Origin of the sequence: Pleionea sp. CnH1-48, assembly GCF_024124665.1 — a bacterium.
GTDB lineage: Bacteria > Pseudomonadota > Gammaproteobacteria > Enterobacterales > Kangiellaceae > JAMXSB01.
In genome coordinates this window covers 327,133-347,616 of record NZ_JAMXSB010000005.1, presented here as the reverse complement: position 1 = coordinate 347,616, position 20,484 = coordinate 327,133, and the positions used below count along the sequence as shown (strand labels likewise).

General features: G+C 44.0%; 14 protein-coding genes. 6 read left to right on the top strand and 8 right to left on the bottom strand.

Annotated features, from left to right (window positions below; all coding sequences use genetic code 11):
* The first annotated feature begins 172 nt into the window (after positions 1 to 172).
* Positions 173 to 1,756, top strand: coding sequence for a slipin family protein (locus NH399_RS10395; RefSeq protein WP_253040003.1), 1,584 nt, complete (start codon positions 173 to 175; stop codon positions 1,754 to 1,756).
* Positions 1,757 to 1,823: 67 nt separating this feature from the next.
* Here NH399_RS10395 and NH399_RS10390 read toward each other — a convergent pair whose 3' ends face one another.
* Positions 1,824 to 2,093: a hypothetical protein gene (locus tag NH399_RS10390; protein WP_253040001.1), complete on the bottom strand. Its 270-nt coding sequence runs from the start codon at positions 2,091 to 2,093 to the stop codon at positions 1,824 to 1,826.
* Positions 2,094 to 2,119: 26 nt separating this feature from the next.
* On the bottom strand, positions 2,120 to 2,572 hold the full coding sequence (locus NH399_RS10385) for a type III secretion system chaperone (protein ID WP_253039999.1): 453 nt from the start codon (positions 2,570 to 2,572) through the stop codon (positions 2,120 to 2,122).
* A 680-nt stretch (positions 2,573 to 3,252) separates the two neighbouring features.
* Here NH399_RS10385 and NH399_RS10380 point away from each other — a divergent pair.
* Positions 3,253 to 4,335 carry a serine hydrolase gene (locus tag NH399_RS10380; protein ID WP_253039997.1) on the top strand — a complete coding sequence of 361 codons (1,083 nt, stop codon included), beginning with the start codon at positions 3,253 to 3,255 and terminating at the stop codon, positions 4,333 to 4,335.
* On the opposite strand, the gene NH399_RS10375 is transcribed toward NH399_RS10380, so the two are convergent.
* From NH399_RS10375 to NH399_RS10355, 5 genes are all read right to left on the bottom strand, one after another.
* On the bottom strand, positions 4,325 to 5,854 hold the full coding sequence (locus NH399_RS10375) for a winged helix-turn-helix domain-containing protein (RefSeq protein WP_253039995.1): 1,530 nt from the start codon (positions 5,852 to 5,854) through the stop codon (positions 4,325 to 4,327). The genes NH399_RS10380 and NH399_RS10375 overlap by 11 nt on opposite strands.
* Before the next feature lie 201 nt (positions 5,855 to 6,055).
* The gene (locus NH399_RS10370; RefSeq protein ID WP_253039994.1) at positions 6,056 to 8,722 is read right to left on the bottom strand and encodes a DUF2339 domain-containing protein; all 2,667 of its coding nucleotides are present in this window, start codon (positions 8,720 to 8,722) and stop codon (positions 6,056 to 6,058) included.
* Positions 8,723 to 8,831: 109 nt separating this feature from the next.
* Positions 8,832 to 9,569 (bottom strand): SGNH/GDSL hydrolase family protein, encoded by a 738-nt coding sequence (locus tag NH399_RS10365; RefSeq protein WP_253039992.1) that lies wholly within the window; start codon positions 9,567 to 9,569, stop codon positions 8,832 to 8,834.
* A gap of 135 nt (positions 9,570 to 9,704) precedes the next feature.
* Positions 9,705 to 12,560, bottom strand: coding sequence for a hypothetical protein (locus tag NH399_RS10360; RefSeq protein WP_253039990.1), 2,856 nt, complete (start codon positions 12,558 to 12,560; stop codon positions 9,705 to 9,707).
* A gap of 88 nt (positions 12,561 to 12,648) precedes the next feature.
* Positions 12,649 to 16,194, bottom strand: coding sequence for a hydantoinase B/oxoprolinase family protein (locus NH399_RS10355; RefSeq protein ID WP_253039988.1), 3,546 nt, complete (start codon positions 16,192 to 16,194; stop codon positions 12,649 to 12,651).
* A 123-nt stretch (positions 16,195 to 16,317) separates the two neighbouring features.
* On the opposite strand from NH399_RS10355, the gene NH399_RS10350 reads away from it, so the two are divergent.
* The 4 genes from NH399_RS10350 to NH399_RS10335 all read left to right on the top strand — a co-directional run bounded on the left by NH399_RS10350 (position 16,318) and on the right by NH399_RS10335 (position 19,840).
* Positions 16,318 to 17,622: an amidohydrolase gene (locus tag NH399_RS10350; protein ID WP_253039987.1), complete on the top strand. Its 1,305-nt coding sequence runs from the start codon at positions 16,318 to 16,320 to the stop codon at positions 17,620 to 17,622.
* A 101-nt stretch (positions 17,623 to 17,723) separates the two neighbouring features.
* Positions 17,724 to 18,293: a TIGR02444 family protein gene (locus NH399_RS10345; RefSeq protein WP_253039985.1), complete on the top strand. Its 570-nt coding sequence runs from the start codon at positions 17,724 to 17,726 to the stop codon at positions 18,291 to 18,293.
* Between the two features lie 93 nt (positions 18,294 to 18,386).
* Positions 18,387 to 18,806: a Zn(2+)-responsive transcriptional regulator gene (gene zntR, locus NH399_RS10340; protein ID WP_253039983.1), complete on the top strand. Its 420-nt coding sequence runs from the start codon at positions 18,387 to 18,389 to the stop codon at positions 18,804 to 18,806.
* Entirely contained in the window at positions 18,797 to 19,840 is a 1,044-nt protein-coding gene (locus NH399_RS10335) for an SO_0444 family Cu/Zn efflux transporter (protein WP_253039981.1), read from the top strand. The genes zntR and NH399_RS10335 overlap by 10 nt, the downstream gene beginning before the upstream one ends.
* 50 nt (positions 19,841 to 19,890) lie before the next feature.
* Here NH399_RS10335 and NH399_RS10330 read toward each other — a convergent pair whose 3' ends face one another.
* Positions 19,891 to 20,463 carry a hypothetical protein gene (locus NH399_RS10330; RefSeq protein ID WP_253039979.1) on the bottom strand — a complete coding sequence of 191 codons (573 nt, stop codon included), beginning with the start codon at positions 20,461 to 20,463 and terminating at the stop codon, positions 19,891 to 19,893.
* Positions 20,464 to 20,484 lie beyond the last annotated feature (21 nt).

Sequence of the window (20,484 nt, the reverse complement as noted above, 5' to 3'; positions counted from 1 at the left end):
TAATAGCGATGTGTTATTGACGTTGGTAACCATACTTAAGTTCTTTATGGACAGTGATGAGCAAGGTAGCTCAACTTAAGTGATGCGCACGGCCTCTCATATAGCATCCTTGTTAATTCAAATTGTCTGCTACTGATGTTTGTCGATGAGAAATTCAATATAGGAAAATAATATGTTTGGAATTAAAACTTTTAATGTATCCGATACACAACGGATGTTAGTTATGGAAAATAACCTGCCGGTAAAACTTTTATCGACGGGAGAACATCGATTTTATGATTTTCGAGGAAAGCTATCGTTTAAGAACTTTTCTATCAGCAACGGAATGTTTGAGCTTCCTGATTTTGAAATTCTATGGAAGCAGCGGCATGACGTTTTTGCCGAACATCTAGAGTATGTTCGTGCAGGCGAAGAGCAAGTTATTTTAGTGCTATTGGATGGTCGAGCATTTGATATTGTTAAACCTAACGAGTATCGAGCCTTATGGAAAGATCGAGGTGAGTGGGAGTTTCTGAGCTACGATATTGTAGAGGGACAAGCGATCGACGAGCGATTAAAGTCGGTCTTAGTTTCAACGGACAGTGTACGCGTTAGAGAAAAATTAAAAAGTTTAATCCTGCAAGTCAATGTAAGCGAGGTCGAAAGATTGTTTTTGCTCAACGAGCAGAATTTGCAAAGCGTTTTGAGCAAAGGAATGCACTATCTATGGAATAGCAAACAGAACATCAATGTTATGCAGGCTGCATTCAGTGATGGTGAGCTAGAGTGCGCATTGCTTCCATTGTGGCTAAATGAATATGAAGCTCTGTTATCGCAACACCTTATTGTTACTAAAACCGCGAAACAAGAAGTCGTATTAGCTTATCTGGATGGGTGCTTGGTTGATCTGGTTGCTCCAGAATCACAAGCTTGTTTCTGGAAACAACGCGGTCAGTGGCAATTCAAAACATTGTCTTTTGAAGAAGGGCTAGCGGTTCCAGTGGATCTTGTTCAAGAACTTTGCCTAAGTGAAAACGCTCGGGTTCGCGATAAAGCGCGCCAGCTGATTTTGCATGTTGAAGTTAATACTAACGCGAATGCCTTGTTATTTGATGGTGGTGAGCTTAAGGGGGTTCTAGAGTCTGGGCACTTCGGGTTCTGGAAGCTCAATAAAAAACTGTCGGTTAAACTGGTCGATAAGCGTCAACAAAATCTGGATGTGAGCGGTCAGGAGATTCTAACAAAAGACCGAGTAAGTCTGCGTTTGAATCTAAGTGCACAGTACTCGGTTATTGATGCGGTCAAAGCAGTAACACAGCATGCTGATTATCAGGATTTCATTTACCGAACTTTGCAACTTATGTTGCGAGAAGCGGTTGGAATGAAAACACTTGATGAGTTGCTGGCCGATAAAGATGCGTTAAATAACCTGGTGTTTCAGTCTGCTCAAGAGGCTGTGGCGGTTTGTGGTATTGAGTTACAGCAGGTTGGAGTGAGAGACATCATCTTGCCTGGCGAAATGAAAAATATTCTGAACCAGGTAGTTGAAGCTCAAAAAACGGCTGAAGCTAACATCATTAAGCGACGAGAAGAAACCGCTGCAACTCGTTCGTTGCATAACACTGCAAAAGTGATGGAAGGCAATGCCACATTATTGCGGTTAAAAGAGCTAGAGGTGTTAGAGCGAGTCTCTGATCGCATCGATACGCTTACGGTTTACGGTGGCCTCGATGGCGTAATGCGAGAAATGGTGACGCTGCCGGGAGCATCAAAGTAGTAACATAGTAAAAGAACGAAACGTTACGTTTCGTTCTTTTTTTTACTTCGAAATCCACTGGCGAGTTTTAATCATTGCCTAAAGAGCTTTTAGAAGACTTTTTAAGTTCAGTAATAACAATACTTTTCAATTGTTTCATATCGTCAACAATAGGTAAGTCAGTGGTGGAGTTTAATATTTGAATAAAACTCTGCTTGGGGCTTTTAATAGTCATTGGTGAATCAAAATCTTTATTACGATCAGGTTGCCATTCGCTCTCTTGGTTTTTTTCGACCGAGTTGGGGTCTGACGTTGGTAACGTCGAAGGTGTGTTCACTTTGCTGATGTCGATTGGCATGAGGTTCTCCTTAGCTCTTCGGTCTACTAGATCCGAATGCCAAAAGTTGGCTCAGCCAAATCGATGGGTTCTTCGCAATCTTTTTCGATTTGCTCCAACCATCGTTTACTGATCCTTCTAGCATGAGAAATGAGTTCATAGAACTCTTTAACCGTCATACCTTGCAATGGCATCTTGGTACTAAAGGTTACCTGGTTTTCATCAGGCGTTAGTCCAAAGGCACCATGCCCGCTTTCTGTAAACGCAAAGTTCGCATCCAGCAGCTTTCTGTACAAGCTTGGTGATTCTTGCTCTGAATATTCGTTAAGATAAGAAATAACGACAACTTCGTCGGAATCCTCTCGATAACCAACATTCAACTCCATATCACCCATCTCTAATCCAAAGCCTGCATCGGGGCCAAAATCAATACTCGGCAGCTCCATGAGTTGAGTGAACTCATGAGCTAAGGCTTTGAATGCATCTAATTTTGTCATCATTAGGGCCTGTCGATCTTTGGTTGATGGTCCCTGCCATATCCCATTTTTTGTTCGGCAAGGCGGAACGAGCGCCGTGTAGTCATTCTACATAAGCGATGTTCTAACGCAGCAGAGCGAAAAATGGGATTGGCCCTGAGGGTTGTGGCTAAAATGACGTCACTCTTTGTTGCTCGTCGTTTATTTGGAATAACCAAACCACACTCCTTGCGCCGCGATTGATGTCATTTTAGTCACAACAGAGACTGTCAACAAAAGAGCGACAGGCCCTAGAGTTCCTGTATACAAAAGCGGTTCTTTACCTCCGAAGTTTTAGTAACCTCTTAAGGATAGAAGTTGTAAACAATTTAGGAGCTAAAGAAGTCAACCTGCGATTCATATCTACTATATGAGGTTTCTATCTTTTATTTCCACAGTTTTCATAAGAAATATGACTATTTTGAAGAAGAGTTGGCATTATTGGGAAGGTATATCGGAGCTAAAAGAGGAGGGATAAACCCGCATATTGGTAACAAGATGGTTTTGGTTGGAAATTAGGCTGATAAAAGTGATGAAGTTAACTCTATGATATTTAAGCTTTTATTTTTCCTTTAGGATAACTTTATGGGCTCTTCAGGTTCTCTGGTGTGTTTCTGTTTAGTTTTGAGCAAGGTAGTACAACGACAAATAAACAGGAGTATGTGATGTACCTAAGATATGCAATTTTTAGTTCTATTCTATTGATGAGTTTATGGGGCTCGGCCTTGGCTAGTAGCAAAGGCGAGTCCAAAAGTTGGGAGTTGCAACAACTAACGAACAAAGTTAAGCAAGGCGACTTTAAACAAATTACCAGCATTTTGGTTAACCATCAGGGAAGTCTGGTTTATGAGCAGTATTTTAATAAAGGACATATCGACTACATGAATGACCTGCGTTCGGCGACTAAATCTATCAATTCGCTTGCCGTGGGTATTGCTAAAGAAAAGGGCCATATAGACTCGGTATCTCAAACCATGGTTTCTTTCTTTGAAAATGAAAGGCAATGGAAGAATCCTTCTTCAATAAAAAATAAGATAACCATAGAAGACCTGTTAACCATGAGCTCTTTGTTAGAGTGCAATGATGAGAATCAATTTTCTCGAGGTCATGAAGAACGAATGTACATTTTTAATGACTGGGTTCAGTTTGTTCTCGATATTCCCATCAAAGGATTTGTTCCCTGGGAACCTAAGCCAGAGCAAAGTCGATATGGGCGCAGTTTTGCCTACTGTACTGCTGGTTCTTTTATGCTGGGAGCTATCGTTGAACGAGCCACAGGAAAGGGGATGGATGATTTTCTGGAAGAATATCTACATAAACCTATGGGCATTACCAAGGTCAAATGGAACTATTCTCCCCATGGCGTTGCATCTGGTGCAGGGGGTACACGTTACCGCAGTCGAGATTTTATCAAATTCGGCGAGCTCCTAATAAAAGGTGGTCAATGGGAAGGTCAAAAAATTGTTAGCAATAGTTGGATTGAGCAGTCGACAAAGCCTCGTGCAATCCCCAGAGAAGGCTATGAATACGGTTACCAGTGGTGGCGTATGAAGCATCACATTGACGGGCAGGAAGAGTGGAGTATTGCTGCGATGGGTAATGGTGGTAATTATCTGGTTATATTGCCTCAGCGAGAGCTGGTTATCCTGATCACTTCAGAAGCCTACAATACTCGCTATGGCCATAGTCAATCTCGTGAAATCATCAATGACTATGTATTAAAAGCTTTACCTTCTATCAAACGTTAGTATGACTTTGTGATAATTCAAACTTTTCTCTGGCTGTTGAACGCAACTGTCCAATGTGTTTTATCAGTTGATAAAATTCAGGGTGTTGTTTCAAAGGCTGGAGAAAAGGTGACATTAACAGATATTCGTTAGAACGATATCCAGAGGCAACGGCTTGTTGTAAGTATTTAAGTGCTTTGTCAGGCGCCTTTAGAATATGAACACTGATAATGGCTGCTTCGATGTAATTTATCGGCCAGGTATCACCCCATTGTTCTGCCTGCTTCAAGTCATCCAGTTTTGCCTGAGCTGCTGCTCTGGAAAGTGATTGAGAGTGAAGTTGATAAAGTGTGCGAGGATAGCTTTGGTTTGGGTTGATATCTGCTGCTTTCTTTAACCATTCTTCAGCGTCGTTTTGTCCTTTAGTAAGCCACACTATCTCTGAATAGTAGAGGTAAAGAGCATTCCTTTTTATTCCTCTGGTTAAAGCAATATCCAGATGTTTCTGGGCTTCATTTAAGCGCTGATGAGTATAAAGAAAACGTGGTAATGCCTCGTTGACAAAAACATTGTCGGGGAAGCGCTCGAACACGTCTCTATAAATCGCTTCGGCTTCACTGGTATATTGCAGCAGTTCTAACATCTGTGCTTTTTGTAGTAAAAGCATGGCATTGTCAGGTTTCTTTTGTAAGACTTTATTCGTTAAGTTCAGGCTTTCTCCCAAATAGCCTTTTACTCCTAATAAGTGGGCTAATTCAGTCTGTGTCTCTAGGTTATTCGGTTCCAGCCGCAATGACTCTTGGTAGTGTGAGAAGGCTTTTTCCAGATTTCCGAGGCAGTCCCAGGCAAACGCTAAAGAATTTAAAATATCAGGATTATTGGGGTGCTGCTCCAGGTAGTTATCAATTAACTTGAGGGCTTGTTCTGCTTTTGCGTAGGGTTGATTGTAACGACAAACGGATGTACTTAACGCTCGACTTAATCCGATGATGGCTTTTTCATCATTAGGTGAGTTGGCAAGTTGTTTAGAAAACAAATCGATGGCTCTGGTTACATTAGGTAGCTGGCCGATGGATAAATAATAGTAAGCTCGTTGAGTGAGTGATGCTTGTTTGTTTGATGGTGAAGGCTTGAAGATATAGTAACTGGCAACTACAGATAGTATGACGAGAGTAATAACTAGAAAACGTCTGACTGAGCTTTTAATCTTAAGAGGCGCTTTCTCTTCGGTAATGGGAGAAGGCGTTGCGATCAGACGATATCCTCTGCCACGCAATGACTCAATATATTGGGGGGACTTTGCATTATCACCAATAGCTTTTCGTAGCAAAGTGATTCTTTGTATTACAGTTTCGTCACTGACCTGTGAATTCGTCCAGACGTGATCGATTAACTCTTCAATGGTTAAGACTTTGCCTGGGTGTTTAATAAAACAATCCAGTAGCTCAAAGGACAGCTTAGGTAAGATGGTTATTTCACCATTCTTGATAACTGAAAATTGTTCGTAATCAACTTCCAGATCCGAGAGTCGAACGCGCACAGGTAATTCTCGTAAGTCAGTATTAATCGTATTTTACTGTGTACGCCAAAAATTGCTATGAGAATATCCCCGTCGCCTTTTAAGTTGCAGCGCTGCGCGCACTCACCCCAGTCACTTAGTGTATCTAAGCTCAGGGGAGTCGCTTGCTGCCCGCCTACCTGCACCTTGAAATGCTTTGGGTATATATTCGAAAGGCAAGCCCTACTGAGAGGGCTTGTCTTCGTTAACCTCTCCATTGGGTTGCTGTGGCGGAATGGGAACCAGATAACCTATAACCAGTAACAAAAATCCTACACCCATAAACGAAATAATTCGCTCTATGCTTTGCTGTCCTGATAGATCTTTGAGTAGCAGTTTCAGCACCACAATCCCTAGCAGACTTGATCCCACTAACCAAACCTGACGCTGTTGCCAACGTTTTGATAATAGCATGATAACCAGTGCGAGCAGTGTCCAGACTATCGAGAGGCTGGTTTGAACGAGGGCCGATCGATTAAAGGCGTAGAGTGAATAGCTGATATCTGCGTAAAAATGCAGGCTATGTAACAGTAAGCTATTAAGCCAGATAAAGCTGAAGACTCCGGCAATCCAGTAATGGCTTTGTGCAGGTAGCTTAAAATACTCAAGCGACGATTTTTTATACCAACGATAAAGCATATAAACGATAAGCCCTGTGGTTAAATCGATTGGGTTGAATAGGGGAATGTAAGGCAGTGGCAGAGGTTGGCTCGCCGATAGCAAGTTGTATACTAAAAACCAGCTGATCGATCCAATGGCAACAACAAGAGGTATTGTGTAGCGATAAACTTCTTTTGCTTCTTCAAAAAATATCGTTGCTTTCTCAATGGCAATGAATAGGGAGGTCGCAATGACTAACCCTATCATGGCTCCTGTCCAAGGTGATGCTACCTTTAGAGTATGCTCACCCAGCCAATAGGCTTCACTGCTTAAAATCAGCGTGATAAGCAAGTACAACGAAAAGTGATAGTAAGGCGTCGCTGAGTGATGGCGGTTTTTGAGCATCAACCAATAACTGCCTGCCCAGCTTAGAGGAATCAATAGTAGCCCCCAGCCGAATAACAGGTGCTCGTAATCGAGTAAAAAAATCAAATTTGCTAACATGATTAAGGCAGGTGTCGTTAATAAATTGAATGACAGTTCTGACCATTGCCTGAATTGTGCGAGATAATAGTAGAGGGCCGCGGGCAATCCAATAATCACCAGGCTGAAATGATACAGCTCCGGCGTTTCGAGCAATTGTCCTGCTGCAATGAGTGCGGTGATTAACCACCAAACATAAGCGCCTATGAAATATGGCGATATCAGTTGCTTTTGCCAAGATTCGCAATCGTGTCGTTCAAAAATTCTTGCTGTTGTTATCAGTGATAAGCTAACGATTAAAATAGAAAGATAAATTTGCCATTGTTGTACGTGCTCAAACTCGGGCAATAAAAATAAAACCCCACCTAGCTGAACCAGAATCCCAAGAGCGCATTGCCATTGGATTTTCTGGCGTAGTGATAACCAAATTAATCCTGCCCCTTCGATTGTCCACATGGCTGATGTGATTTGACTGTCGAACGCAAAAGGAATAGCCAATGTCAGACAGATTAAACCCAGTGCGCTAAAAGTTTGTGACAACAAAGGTTTTTGAGAGTCGAGTTTAGCGGTTATTTTATTGAGTACAAAGTAAAACACTCCGGCAATGAAGAAGCTTAAGCTGAGAGCGTATTCGTAGCTATCAACAAGCACTGCCTGAATCGATAGACTAATAATGGCATTACCGAAGGTGAGAGTGCCATCCACCAGATTGCCTTTGGTTGGTTGTTGGACCCGGTGATAAAAAATGGCAATGAGATTGAAGAGTACAAAAAAGGTAATTAAAAAGAGTTCTGTTGATAGTAGTAGTGAGGCTTCGTATCGGAATAACCCCCAGGCTGAACCAATAACAAAAGTAAAAATAAAAGCCAGAAGGTTTAAGCTTCGCCACGCTCGAAACAGTGCGGCTGCAAAAACCGTCAAGTTCAGTATCAAGTAGTAACTGAACAGAGCCACATGACTGCCTTCTCCCGTAGAAGTAATAAGAGGAGCAGCGTATCCCCCTAGCATACCCATGATCGCCATAGAGCGAGCATTTTGTTTGACTGCGAGTCCTATGCTGACAAAGCTGAATATCAATAGAAAAGGAAATGCCAGACTTGATGGCAACAGTTGATAAAACTTAAAGGCAGAGAACACGGTTAAATAGATAATGCCAACCCCGCCACCTTGCAGCAATAAGGCATAGTCTCGACGAGAGTGGCGTAGGCGCCAGCCGAAAGCAAATAAGACGATAGCTCCTAGTGCTAAAGCTGATAAGCGCAGTTCGATAGGCAGTAAATCGTGTTGTGCGGCATAGCGGATAATAAACGACGCGCCAATGAACAACAAAATAATGCCCACGCGAACAATAAGATTGCCAGTGGTAAAGTAATTGAAAATAGATTGACCTATTTTGCTGAGTAGCCCCGGTTCTCTTTTGGGCGATGGAGTAGGGGGGGCTGTCGTGGGAGTTGGAGGGCGTTGTTTTTGCTCCTGAGGCTCTGGCATCAATATATCATCGTCAATGGATAGTGTTTCTTCCTCATCGACATCAGTTTGAGGTCGTGGCTCTTCTTGTCTGAGTGGTGATTCTGAAGGGACGTTTGAATGCCGTTTATGAGTAGGCTCAATCAGTGTCGCAAGTTTGCTTTGAAGTGTTTTGATGACTTTGGATTGTTCACTGACTTTGCCCAGAAGGTAGCCAACGGCAGTATAAAGAGCAACAACACTCCCTTCTCCAGTGAGTAAACCCAGTAAAAATCCTGTGGCAGTCAAAAGCCATATCATAAGAAGCATCCATTGAGGTTTCGTATAGGCACTTTACCAGATGATGCTGCATTGTCATCATCTGGTGAGAAAAATAGAAAGGTATAAACTGTTGCGACTTGAGGTGGCTTTATTTGATCGGATTCAGTAATTCATCGGCCAGCTGTTGACTCCATTGCTGGCAAACCATGGGGGATGGATGATAACCATCATGGGCAAAGCTCTCGTCTGATAACAACGTTGGCACCGGAATGTAAATGCAGTTTTGTTGTGAGCAGATGCGTTCGCCAACACTGGCAAGTAAGGAAGCTCTTAGCCCAAGTACGCGATTAAGTGGCTTTGGGATCAAAGGGAATTTATCCATTGGCGGTACACCGCAAAGCGCAATGACTGCATTAGGCGAATGAGTTCTTAGATATTTGAACAAAGTTAACAGGTTTGCTTGCCATCGAGTCGCACTCACCATATTGGTAACATCATTCACGCCAGTGGAGATAAAAATAAAATCGAAAGGTTGCGCTGCAATCTCTGACAGAAGTTGTTCGATGATTTCACCGCTGTCAAAACCGCTGCGGCCAACGAGCTGCCATTCGATGGAGCTTTGAGATTTTTCGCTGAGTGAGGAGGCCAGGCTATAAGCGAGGGTGGTGCCTGTTGACTCGTGACCTACCCCTGCAATAACCGAGTCACCAAGAGCTAAAAAGCGTTGTTTGGGTTGAGACTCGCCAATAACGCCTTCTCTTGGACCTTCGGCCTCCGGAAAGCGTGCAGCAGTATGCTTAAGCCATAGACCTTGCGGGATTACCCAGGGGAAGGATAACCAGAAAGCGAGCGCTTGAAATTTTTCTTTATAAGTAATGGTGTGCATAACATTCGAGCCTTTTGAGGCATATTACTGCGCCCAGCTATTAAAGTCGAATATCTCGTAACGGTGAACTTGGTAGAGGTGACCAACCAAGTTCAACCGTTACTGCTCATGGGGCAATGAGCAACAATAAAATAACTACCATCGATAAAACAGGCTACCCCAAAGTCTTACTTTATCTTCTGTTATATCAGAGCTTATCTGGCTGATACCAAAATCCAGTTGGATATCATTGGCACCTGTTATGCCAATGTCCAGTCGGGTGCTTCTTCGTAGACCTATAATATCCAGTTCTTGCGATTGATCCATTTGATGATTTTGAAAGAACAGGTTTAGCTTGCCTATCATTTCCGGTAGTTCAATCAGATAGCTTTGGTAGTCATTACCTTGTTGTGCATAAAAAGGCAGTGATGGAGCAAACTGAGCATTGGGGTGATACTTGCTCTGCATTAAAGTAGACTCGAATCCGCCAAGAGATAACAATGGAGTACTGGCGTCTACATCCAGTCGTTTGGCCCATTGTCCTCCGACGCGCCAATCGATGCCCCAGTGTTTTCCTCCAAACAGTAACTCTCCATTGGTTCCGCGCCAATCAATGAGCCCCGTTTTGCCCTCTAACCAATCAAGCTTTGCATAGTGATACCATTGTGTGGATTGATGATTGTATTGCCACTGATGTTGCCACCCAAGGCGCCAATAGTCTTCATCTTGTTGATTAGTTTCTCCAGAGAATATGGCGCCAGATAATTGAAATTGACTGTTATTTTGAATAAAGCCTTTGCTAGCGGATAGCAGTACACCTTGACGGTCATAGATGGCATTAAGGGCCTGGTCTTCCTGTTCAAGAGTATTGATTTCATAGTCAAAAACATCAATGGCTAAAGTGATTGGCCAACCACTCCATTGAAGGTGTCCGCCCCAACCTTGTAATGCATTCTCTGTACTCTGACTCAGATTGACTTGCCATTCTAAACGATCCAGCATGTCTTCTGATTTGACACCCAGCTCTATGAGTTCAAATGCAGCCTGGTTAAATGAAGAACCTAAAACGAAGGTGGGTCTTTGTTTTCCTGTACCATAATTTTTAATGTCCGAACGGATTTTTTTACTGGGATCATAACTGGGCAAAACCGTTCGGCTTAATTGTGTTGGTAACTTAGGCTTTGCGGAGAGGGTGACCTGAGTGACTGGCTCCGACGATGTTAAAGCAAGGTGGTAGACATCGGGCCCATCACTGTACTCTTCAAGCAATAACAGCTCATTCTCTTTAAAAGGTGTTGGCCAGGATACTGAGTGTTGGCCGTTAGTCAGTTTTTGCAGTTTATTTTCTTTCAGCGATAGTTGATACACCGACAATTCACCCTGGATTCCCGCAACGTAGAACAGGCTGTTCCCTTTTTTGTCCCATTGTGGATAAGAAAGATATTGATAGTTGCTGGGTGCGGGAAGCGTTCGGCTATTATCGATTTGCCAGGAACCTGAAACTTTTTGAGCAAGCTTGAGTTGCCACAGTTGGTTGGGCTGCTTTTGTAGAAATGCTAGTTGTTGGCCATCTGGCGACACTCTGGGCATATCATAAAAAGTTCCAAAGATCTTGGTTGAAATAAGTGTTGATTGGCCGTTGTTAAGATCGAGTTCTACCAGTTGTGAATAACCATGACGATTGATTTCAGCAACCACGGAATTCTGTTGAGGGAGTAGCGAGAAACGTCGAACATTGGCATGATGGGTTAAACGCTTGATGCCCTGTGTTTTCATATTCCAAGAAAACAAGTCTCGGTGCATATTACCGTCGCTATCTCGTGTGAGCGATCCGTAGATAAGATTTTCGTTATCTATCCATTGAGGATCAAACAATGCCTGAGAGTTTAGCGGTTCAATAGTGAATTCTTTTTTGCGTTTAAACAGGTTCGGCTCTACTGATGGAATGTCTTTGGGATCGGCTTCTAATATTGCTTTTTGCTGCTTCTTGAATAACTCTTTTGCTTTTTTATTTTCATCGGTACTGTAAATATTAATAAAAACTTGGCTTTTTTTATTGCTTTCTACCAGCGCTATTCGCTTTGAGTCAGGACTGATTGTCAGTGCTGAAGCAGAATAGCTATTGTTAAGCCATTCGTTTGTTTGCTTAGGTTGATAGTGAGTGTCTCTGGATAATGTTTCGTGAGTCATCTCTGCGACAAAACGACGATAAAGTTTTTGTACCGAGACAGGATAAAGTCCATTGAATGCTTCTTCGAATGAACGGGATTTTACTGCGCGCCACCGAGTCCAAACATGGTTGAGTTTGTCTTCACCGTACTTTTTTTCTATCCATCGTAAAAAACGTGAGCCGATAAGATAGGCGTAAGCACCTACTCGGTAGGTACCTTCTGTTGCACTTAGCTGCGCATAGTTTGGCATGGCACCTTCTCTGGCAAGCTGGCGCACAAACGCTTCGGCTTTATCTGAATAAATCCTGCCCATGCCTGTCATTTGAGATTCTTTGAGCGTGGCGTATCCTTCGGCTACCCAGCGGTTTCCAGGAATAGTGACGGCATCGTATAGATCCCAGACTTTAGCCGCAGTGCGTCGATAATCATTGCGGCTCTTTTGTGCCAGATGAACTACATGGATATATTCATGCAGCACCAGCAACTGTTGCCAGTTTGGCATATATGAAATCATGGAGTCCGAAGTTGGTGGTGTGGCGTAGAGTCGAATAGTAGGTTTGTGGCTAAGAGGTATGGCTGAGCCATTGGCTAAGTTCAAGGGATCAAAAACCAGAACATCTATTTTTTCGTCAATGGTACGTGATTGATCCGTTTGAACATGTTGTCGAATATCTTCGAGTTGGTAAGCCGTGGTTTCGGCCCATTCTTGATAAGGAGGAGTAAAATAGACTCGAAAGTGCTGTGTTTCTAATGTTTTCCAATCTTGATTGGGTGTTGCCGCCGTGGCAAGCGAACAACATAACAGGCTAAAAGAAATTAGCAGTGAAACAATTTGGGGCATTCCCCTCTCCTCATGGTTATAACATCAACAATGGTGCGCAAGAGGCGCATTGTAGCGACTCAATCATGAATCAAAAATGAATGAGAGTTTATTGAGGTGAACCATAACCGCCACCTCCTGGTGTTTTGATTTCGATACGGTCGTTTTTTTCTACCGATACTTCGCTGGCTGACGCCACAGGCATTTCTTCACCGTTTTGTCGAATAATCTTGTTTTCTCCAGGATGACCAGACCCGCCGCCCATCATGCCAAATGGTTGATGTGTGCGATTATTAGAAAGTATTGATACCGTCATGGGCTCATTAAATCGAATGCGTCTTAGGATGCCATTACCGCCATTAAATTTTCCTTCCCCGCCACTGTTCTTCCGAACAGAAAACTCTTCTAAACAAACTGGGAAACGCTGCTCAAGAATTTCGGGGTCGGTCATGCGAGAATTGGTCATGTGCGTTTGCACGGCATCTGTTCCGTTGTGATTTTTTCCTGCTCCAGAACCACCGGCAATGGTTTCGTAATATTGATATTCCTGGTTGCCAAAGATCAGATTGTTCATAGTGCCTTGTGCTCCAGCTTGCAATCCTAATGCCCCCCAGATCGCATCGGTCAAACATTGCGAGGTTTCAACGTTTCCTGCCACCACAGCTGCTGGATACTCGGGGTTAAGTAGAGAGTTTTCGGGTACCACAAGCTTTAAAGGTTTAAGGCATCCTTCGTTCAAGGGGATGTCATCATCTATCAGGCTTCTTAATACGTACAAAGCCGCTGCTCGAGTAACCGACAAAGGCGCATTAAAATTGTTATCTTGTTGCGGGCTGGTACCCGTAAAGTCCATCGTAATGCTGTCATTTTCAATACGAATGGCAACACGAATTACCGCTCCGCAATCCATTGGATACTGAAAGTGGCCATCTTTTAATTGGCTAATGGCTTGTTTGATCATCTCGGCTGCATTGTCTTGCACGTATGTCATATAAGCAGACACCGTTTGATTGCCGAAGTACTCAACCGCTGATTTTATTTCGTTAATGCCACATTGGTTTGCAGCAATTTGAGCTTTTAAATCTGCCAGTGTTTGCTGGAAGTTTCTTACCGGAAATGGATGTCCTTTTAGCTGTTCTTCCAACGCTCGTTGCTGCAATTTGTGCTGCTTAACTAGATGAAAGTTTTCAATCAGTACACCTTCTTCATCAATGTGTTGACTATGAGCTGGCATGGAACCTGGTGTGGTTCCGCCAATGTCTGCATGATGACCACGAGAGGCAACCCAGTACTGGCATTGATTATCGACAAAGACTGGACTTATGACCGTAATGTCAGGCAAATGGGTGCCGCCATGATAGGGTGAGTTAAGCATCCACACATCTCCTTCATTCACTATTGAGTTGTGTTGGATCACATGACGCACGCTGCTGCTCATGGATCCTAAGTGAACTGGCATGTGAGGTGCATTCGCAATGAGGTTTCCTTGGCCATCAAATAGTGCGCAGGAAAAATCCAGACGCTCTTTGATGTTCACTGAGCGAGCGGTCTGCTTAAGTACCATGCCCATTTGTTCGGCAATGTGCATGAATCGATTGTTGAAAATTTCTAACCTTATGGGATCAAGTGTGGTGTCATTGGCGTCAGGTTTTGCTCGTGCATCCTCGCGGGTGAGTACCCAGTGTCCACCTGGTTTTTTTGTTGCTTGCCATCCGGGTTCTATAACGAGTGTTGTATTAGTATTGTAGCCGACAGCAGGCCCTTTGATTTGACTATGGCTCGGTAAGTTATCTAAAGCGTAAAAAGGCGTATCTACCCACTCATCGGTAAACCAGACTGAGTGAATATTGGGTGGCAAAGTTTCGGCTTGCAGTGTTTCGCTAGTGTCGAGTAATGGTTCTGGAAGAGTGCTTTGTATGTGGATTTGCTCGATAATCAATTTGCCATTGTGATCAACAAAACCAAATCGCTTTTGATGTTGTTGCAAAAAACTTTGCTCGATTTGATTCTGGTCACTCAAAGGCACCATGATTAAAGTATCGCTACCAGAATATTTTAAGCCGAGCTTAATCGTCGTTTGTGTGTTGCTGTGATGCTCGAGTTTGGCTGCATGTTGTTTTAAGACTGGCGTAATGTGTTCGCTGATCGTCCCAAGAGTTTGAGCAGATAAACCTTCGTTTAAGGGCAGTGTGGTTTCTACACCTTTGTACCCACATCCCATGCCGTATGCTGAAAGCAAACTGGATTGCGCATGCAGAAAAATTTGTTTTATGCCCAGCTCATCGGCAACGAGGCAGGCATGTTGTCCTCCTGCACCACCAAACGCATTAATAACAAAGTCAAAAAGCTCAATGCCTTTTTGTGTTGATATGGTGCGAATCGCATTGGCCATATTGTTAATGGCTATCTTCATAAAACCATTCGCTAGCTCATGAGTACTTAAGGTTTGTTGGGTGGCAGAGTTAACTTGTGTGGTCAGTTGTTCGAAAGCTCTGTGTGTTGCTTGCACATCCAGCGGTTGATCTCCTGAAGCACCAAAAACCTGAGGAAAATATTCCGCTCTTATCTTACCGCACAAGACATTAATATCGGTCACGGTCAGATGCCCTTTTTTGCGGTAACAAACGGGACCTGGATGCGCTCCTGCCGACTCTGGACCGACCCTTAAGCGTGCACCGTCGAACCAGAGTTTAGATCCTCCTCCAGCTGCGACAGTGTGAACAGATAACATGGGGGCACGAACATGAACACCGGCGATTTCATTATCTAAAGTTTTGTCGAGCTCATGAGTAAATAATGATACATCTGTTGATGTTCCACCCATATCAAAGCCAACAACTTTATCAAAGCCTGCTTGTTGTGCTGTTCTTGCCATAGCAACAATACCACCAGCGGGTCCTGACAGTATGGCGTTTTTTCCATCAAACTCGCTGGCGGTGGTAAGATCGCCACTGCTTTGCATAAAGAGCAATTGCTTGGCGCTTAATTGCTGCTCCAGCCTTTGGGTATACTGCTTCAAGATAGGAGAGAGGTAAGCATCGACGACAGTGGTTTCTGCTCGAGGCAACAATCGAGGAAGTGGGCTAATTTGATGAGAAAGAGATATTTGCGTAAAGCCCGCTGCTTTTGCCATTTGAGCCAAGGCTAACTCATGGGTTGGATTTTTTACACTATGCATCAAAGTAATAGCAACGGAGTCGTAGCCATCGTTAACATAACGTTTTAACGTGGGTGGCAAATGAGCGTTGTTGAGTGATATTTCGGGCTCACCTTCTGCCGACATTCGCTCTTCAATTTCTATAACGGCGGAATAGAGTGGCTTCGGCTTAATGATGTTCTGGTTGAAAAGATGCGAACGATGTTGACTGCGAATGGTTAAAAGATCACCTAGACCCTGTGTGATGAGCAAAAGTGTCTTGGCACCTTTTCGTTCGAGCAGAGCGTTGGTAGCTACCGTTGTGCCTATGCGAATATCGTCAATGGTATCTTGATGGTTGTGGAGGCGTTGAATGCCTTCAACAATGGCATCTTCATAATGTGCTGGATCTTCTGATAGAAGTTTCAGCGAATGCAGTCTGCTAGCGTGATCGACAGCAATGATATCGGTAAAGGTACCGCCTCGATCTACCCAAAAACGCCATGCTTTTTTGCTCATTATTCTATCGCCTGATCTCGTTTTTATTGCTAAAGAGTCTATGGGCATGATAAACAATGAAAATAAATTCACAAGCAGGGCAACGTCTTTGCTTGGCACTTCCAAACAAAAAAGATAATGATTATGAAAACTTTTTCTCTCTTTGCCCTTTTGGTGGTACTTACCTCATCTGCCGCGGCAGTTGAATCTCGTCCGTCTATTGAAGATGCAGCCGATAAGGTTGAATCCAAAGTTATTCAGTGGCGACGCCATATTCACGAGCATCCTGAATTGTCCAATCGTGAGTTTAAGACGGCAGAATTAGTCGCCAAACATTTAAAAGCTTTGGGGCTTGAAGTGACAACCAAAGTGGCTCATACCGGAGTCGTTGGGATTTTGAAAGGGAAAGGCGATGGACCCGTGGTGGCGTTAAGGGCTGACATGGATGCTTTACCTGTGACCGAAAGAGTGGACTTGCCTTTTGCGTCGAAAGTAAAAACGCAATACAACGATCAAGAAGTGGGGGTCATGCACGCTTGTGGCCATGACACTCATGTCGCCATGTTAATGGGGGTGGCTGAAGTTTTATCTAAGCACCGCGATGCATTTTCGGGAACCATCAAATTTATCTTTCAGCCTGCAGAAGAAGGTGCACCTAAAGGTGAAGAAGGTGGTGCTGAGTTAATGGTTCGTGAAGGAGTGTTGTCTAACCCTGACGTTGATGTGGTGTTTGGGTTGCATATCTCGTCGCGTATGAAAGTCGGTAGTATTGGTTATCGCAAAGGCGGTCTGATGGCCGCGGTAGATAATTTCAAAGTGACGATTCATGGTAAGCAAGTGCATGGCTCAACGCCTTGGAACGGTATCGATCCGATTGTGACGGCTGCGCAAATGATCAACAACATTCAAACCATTGTCAGTCGCCAGCTACCTCTAACTAAAAATGCGGCGGTTATTACCGTTGGTAGTATCCACGGTGGCGTTCGTTCTAACATCATTCCTGAACAGGTCGAAATGCTTGGCACCATTCGTACTCTCGATGAGGGCATGCGTCAGCAGCTGCATAAGAATCTTCGTGATGTGGTTAAACATTCCGCTGCCAGTATGGGAGCTAAGGCGACCCTAGAGCTGCCTTATACCACGGCGTATCCTGTGACTTACAATAATCCAGAACTGGTCACCAAGATGTTGCCATCACTTGAAGCGGTGTTGGGAGCAAGTAATGTCTTGGAGATGAATGCGATTACTGGCGCGGAAGACTTTTCATTTTATGCCGAAAAAGTACCCAGCTTTTTCTTCTTTCTGGGCGGACGTAAAGCCAGTATGAAACCCTCAGAAGCCCCGGCCCATCACACGCCAGACTTCTTTATTGACGAAAGTGGTATGAAAGCCGGAGTGAAGGTGATGTCGCAATTAGCTCTGGATTATTTAGCTATGCACCAAGAGTAGTGGAGCCGCACTTTGTCGATTTTTAAAAAAAGTTTTAACTACGAAGGCCGAAAATTAGATACATTAATGGGTATTGAGATGTTTGTGGGTAGACAGTAAGTATGGATGATGCGACAAAGCATAGCTTTGATAAGCAGGAGTTCTGGCAGTTTAGTTTTGATTTTTATCAAAGTGGGCAGGTGCAAGAGTCGTGTTTGGTGCTTCAAGAAGAGTACGGGTTCAATGTTAATCTGATTCTTTTTATCGTGTGGGTATCGCAAAAGAATCCGCAACTTATCAAGCCAGAGCAGATTGCACTCTTGGTAGAAGCTATAGAAGAGGCCGATGGCTGGGTGTCTGAATTTCGGCAGTACCGTCGTGAGCTATGGCGGCGGATCAGTCAAGCGTCAGAAAACAATGCCCAGGATATTAAGCAGGCCTTACTCGACGCAGAGCTGACTCTGGAGGCCAGAGTGCAACAGGAGTTGATTGACTTCGCCAATCAGCATTTTTCGAGCTGGCCTCATCGCGGGTTTGCCGGAGACCGAATTGAGCTGGACTTTATTGTATCCGAGAATCTGGATACCTATTTTCGTACCCGGTTCCCGGGTAAGCGTTCTTCTTTATGGCAGCTTCAACGTGGTTTAATTGAGCAGCTCATTCAGTTTTTGGCCCAATCACGTCGTCTTTAAGATATTTCTTCGCGATTAACTAATGGTTGACTCTGGAGGTCACTCCAGGGTTTATACTGGACAGTATCAGGTCATTTGGCATGAGTTGTCGTTATGTATCGTATTAAACAAGCGTCGGAATTAAGCGGCTTCAGCATTGATACCCTTAGATTTTATGATAAAGAATCTATTGCTCAGCCCAGTATGCGCAGTGCAAGTGGTTACCGTCTGTACACCGAAGACGATCTGTCTCGATTGCACTTTATTCGTCGAGCCAAAGCTTTGGGATTTTCGTTAAAGTCAGTGCAAGAGCTGTTAGAGCTGCGGCTAAACCGCGAAGCCAGAGTTTGCCAGGATGTCAAAACGGTTGCTGAACAAAAACTACTGGAGGTCAGAGAAAAAATGGCTCAATTACAGCAGTTTGAAAAAGCATTGGCCAGGTTGCATGATAGTTGTTGTGGTGGAGAAGAGTCGGCACGTGATTGCACTATTTTACAGGCATTAGAAAGTGTGGAGGATGAGCCATGTCGTTGAGTCAAAATCTGGTGTCTCTGTTTTTGGAATCGGCGCCCTGGCTGCTGTTGGGCTTTTTTATTGGCGGTTTGATGAAGGCCTTAATTCCCATGGATTGGATGAAGCGGCAATTGGGTGGCCATCGACGTATCAATACGGTTAAGGCTGCCTTGATTGGTGCACCATTGCCACTGTGTTCTTGTGGCGTGGTACCTGCTGCTCTGGGATTACGTCGTGCAGGCGCTTCAAAGAGTTCTACCGTGTCTTTTTTGGTGGCGACGCCTGAGACTGGAGCCGACTCTATTTTTCTCTCTTATGCCTTGCTAGGCCCCTTTATGGCTATCATTCGGCCTATTGCGGCTATATGCAGCGCGATTTCGGCCGGACTGCTGGTGCGTAGAGAAGAAGTGACAGAGCAACACCATTCATCGGCTGAACCTGTGAGCTGTTGTGCGGCTAAAGCACAGAAGGAACAAAAACAGTCGTTACCTGAGCGTGTAAAAGATGGGTTGGCCTATTCTTTTACCTCCATGCTGGCGGATATTGCTGTGTGGTTGATCGTTGGTATTGCGATTGCGGCATTAATCAAAACCTTTGTTCCTATGCAGTGGTTGGCAGAATGGGGAGGGGGGGTTGAAGCCATGCTGATCATGGCGATTATTGGCGTACCTATGTATATCTGTGCGTCGGCCTCGACACCTATTGCCGCCGGCTTTTTGGTGAGCGGTATTTCTCCTGGAGCGGTGTTGGTGTTTATGTTGGCCGGGCCTGCAACCAACATTGGAACTTTGGGAATTATTCGTAAAGAGTTAGGCACTCAATCTCTTATTGCATATTTAGTCGGAGTGCTGGGGATGGCCTTCCTGTTTGGCATACTGACTAACTGGATGGTTGATCAATGGTGGCCTTTGGGGCTTGAGGCACAACACTCTGTGATGCACCATGAGTTTTCTTGGCTGGATAAGTTTTGGGGCGTATTGTTGCTTAGTTTGATTGTGTTTGCTAAAGGCAAAGAGTGGTTTAGCAGTCGAGCTCAGATAAAAGCGACTCACTAGCCGCTTCGATCAATTCTGATGCTCTGCTCTTGCAGAGCGAAAGGCTTTTGTTATCCTCGCGGAATAGGAGGAGGAGGCAGATCTTCTTCTCCTGGCAATGACATGCCTCGTGGTTTAACAAAGCGATCATTTTTTTCGATGGCTTCAAATTTAAAGTCTGTCACGTTAAACAGCATGCCCCAAAAACGCTTATCGCCTCGACAAAGAACAACGGCATCATGTTGAGGGTCTACTTGCAGTTTATGTTCTGTAGGGAAAAAGTTGCCGTAGTAAAACGTCTTTCCTTCTTTTTTAAATCCTATGTATTGACGACCGTATTGTTCCAGCTTTCCTGGAGAAAATGCATCGCTTTGTTTTGAGAGTTTGTTGATCTCTTTGCTTAGCATTTTTTCCAGAGACTCAATTTGTTTGGCAGTTACACGCCAGTAAGACTCGGGTTTGTAGCTACTGCGCATACACTGATCAAGCAATTTCCAACCGTCGTCTTCAGACATTAGGTAGATTTTTTTTGCTACTCGATAGCCAAATTCATAATCTGGATTGGTCATGTCCAAAGCGTGGCCAGACGATTGAAGGAACAGGCCGAGTAGGAGGCCTGGAATAAATACTGTGAGTCTTTTCATTGTGAAAAATGTGCGCCCTTA

Bases quoted from the DNA above. Each gene is read 5' to 3' on its own strand.
- NH399_RS10335 (WP_253039981.1), top strand. From the start codon at position 18,797: ATGTCGTTGAGTCAAAATCTGGTGTCTCTGTTTTTGGAATCGGCGCCC.
- NH399_RS10365 (WP_253039992.1), bottom strand. From the start codon at position 9,569: ATGCACACCATTACTTATAAAGAAAAATTTCAAGCGCTCGCTTTCTGG.
- NH399_RS10330 (WP_253039979.1), bottom strand. From the start codon at position 20,463: ATGAAAAGACTCACAGTATTTATTCCAGGCCTCCTACTCGGCCTGTTC.
- zntR (WP_253039983.1), top strand. From the start codon at position 18,387: ATGTATCGTATTAAACAAGCGTCGGAATTAAGCGGCTTCAGCATTGAT.
- NH399_RS10395 (WP_253040003.1), top strand. From the start codon at position 173: ATGTTTGGAATTAAAACTTTTAATGTATCCGATACACAACGGATGTTA.
- NH399_RS10345 (WP_253039985.1), top strand. From the start codon at position 17,724: ATGGATGATGCGACAAAGCATAGCTTTGATAAGCAGGAGTTCTGGCAG.
- NH399_RS10360 (WP_253039990.1), bottom strand. From the start codon at position 12,560: ATGCCCCAAATTGTTTCACTGCTAATTTCTTTTAGCCTGTTATGTTGT.
- NH399_RS10355 (WP_253039988.1), bottom strand. From the start codon at position 16,194: ATGAGCAAAAAAGCATGGCGTTTTTGGGTAGATCGAGGCGGTACCTTT.
- NH399_RS10385 (WP_253039999.1), bottom strand. From the start codon at position 2,572: ATGATGACAAAATTAGATGCATTCAAAGCCTTAGCTCATGAGTTCACT.
- NH399_RS10370 (WP_253039994.1), bottom strand. From the start codon at position 8,722: ATGATATGGCTTTTGACTGCCACAGGATTTTTACTGGGTTTACTCACT.
- NH399_RS10390 (WP_253040001.1), bottom strand. From the start codon at position 2,093: ATGCCAATCGACATCAGCAAAGTGAACACACCTTCGACGTTACCAACG.
- NH399_RS10350 (WP_253039987.1), top strand. From the start codon at position 16,318: ATGAAAACTTTTTCTCTCTTTGCCCTTTTGGTGGTACTTACCTCATCT.
- NH399_RS10380 (WP_253039997.1), top strand. From the start codon at position 3,253: ATGTACCTAAGATATGCAATTTTTAGTTCTATTCTATTGATGAGTTTA.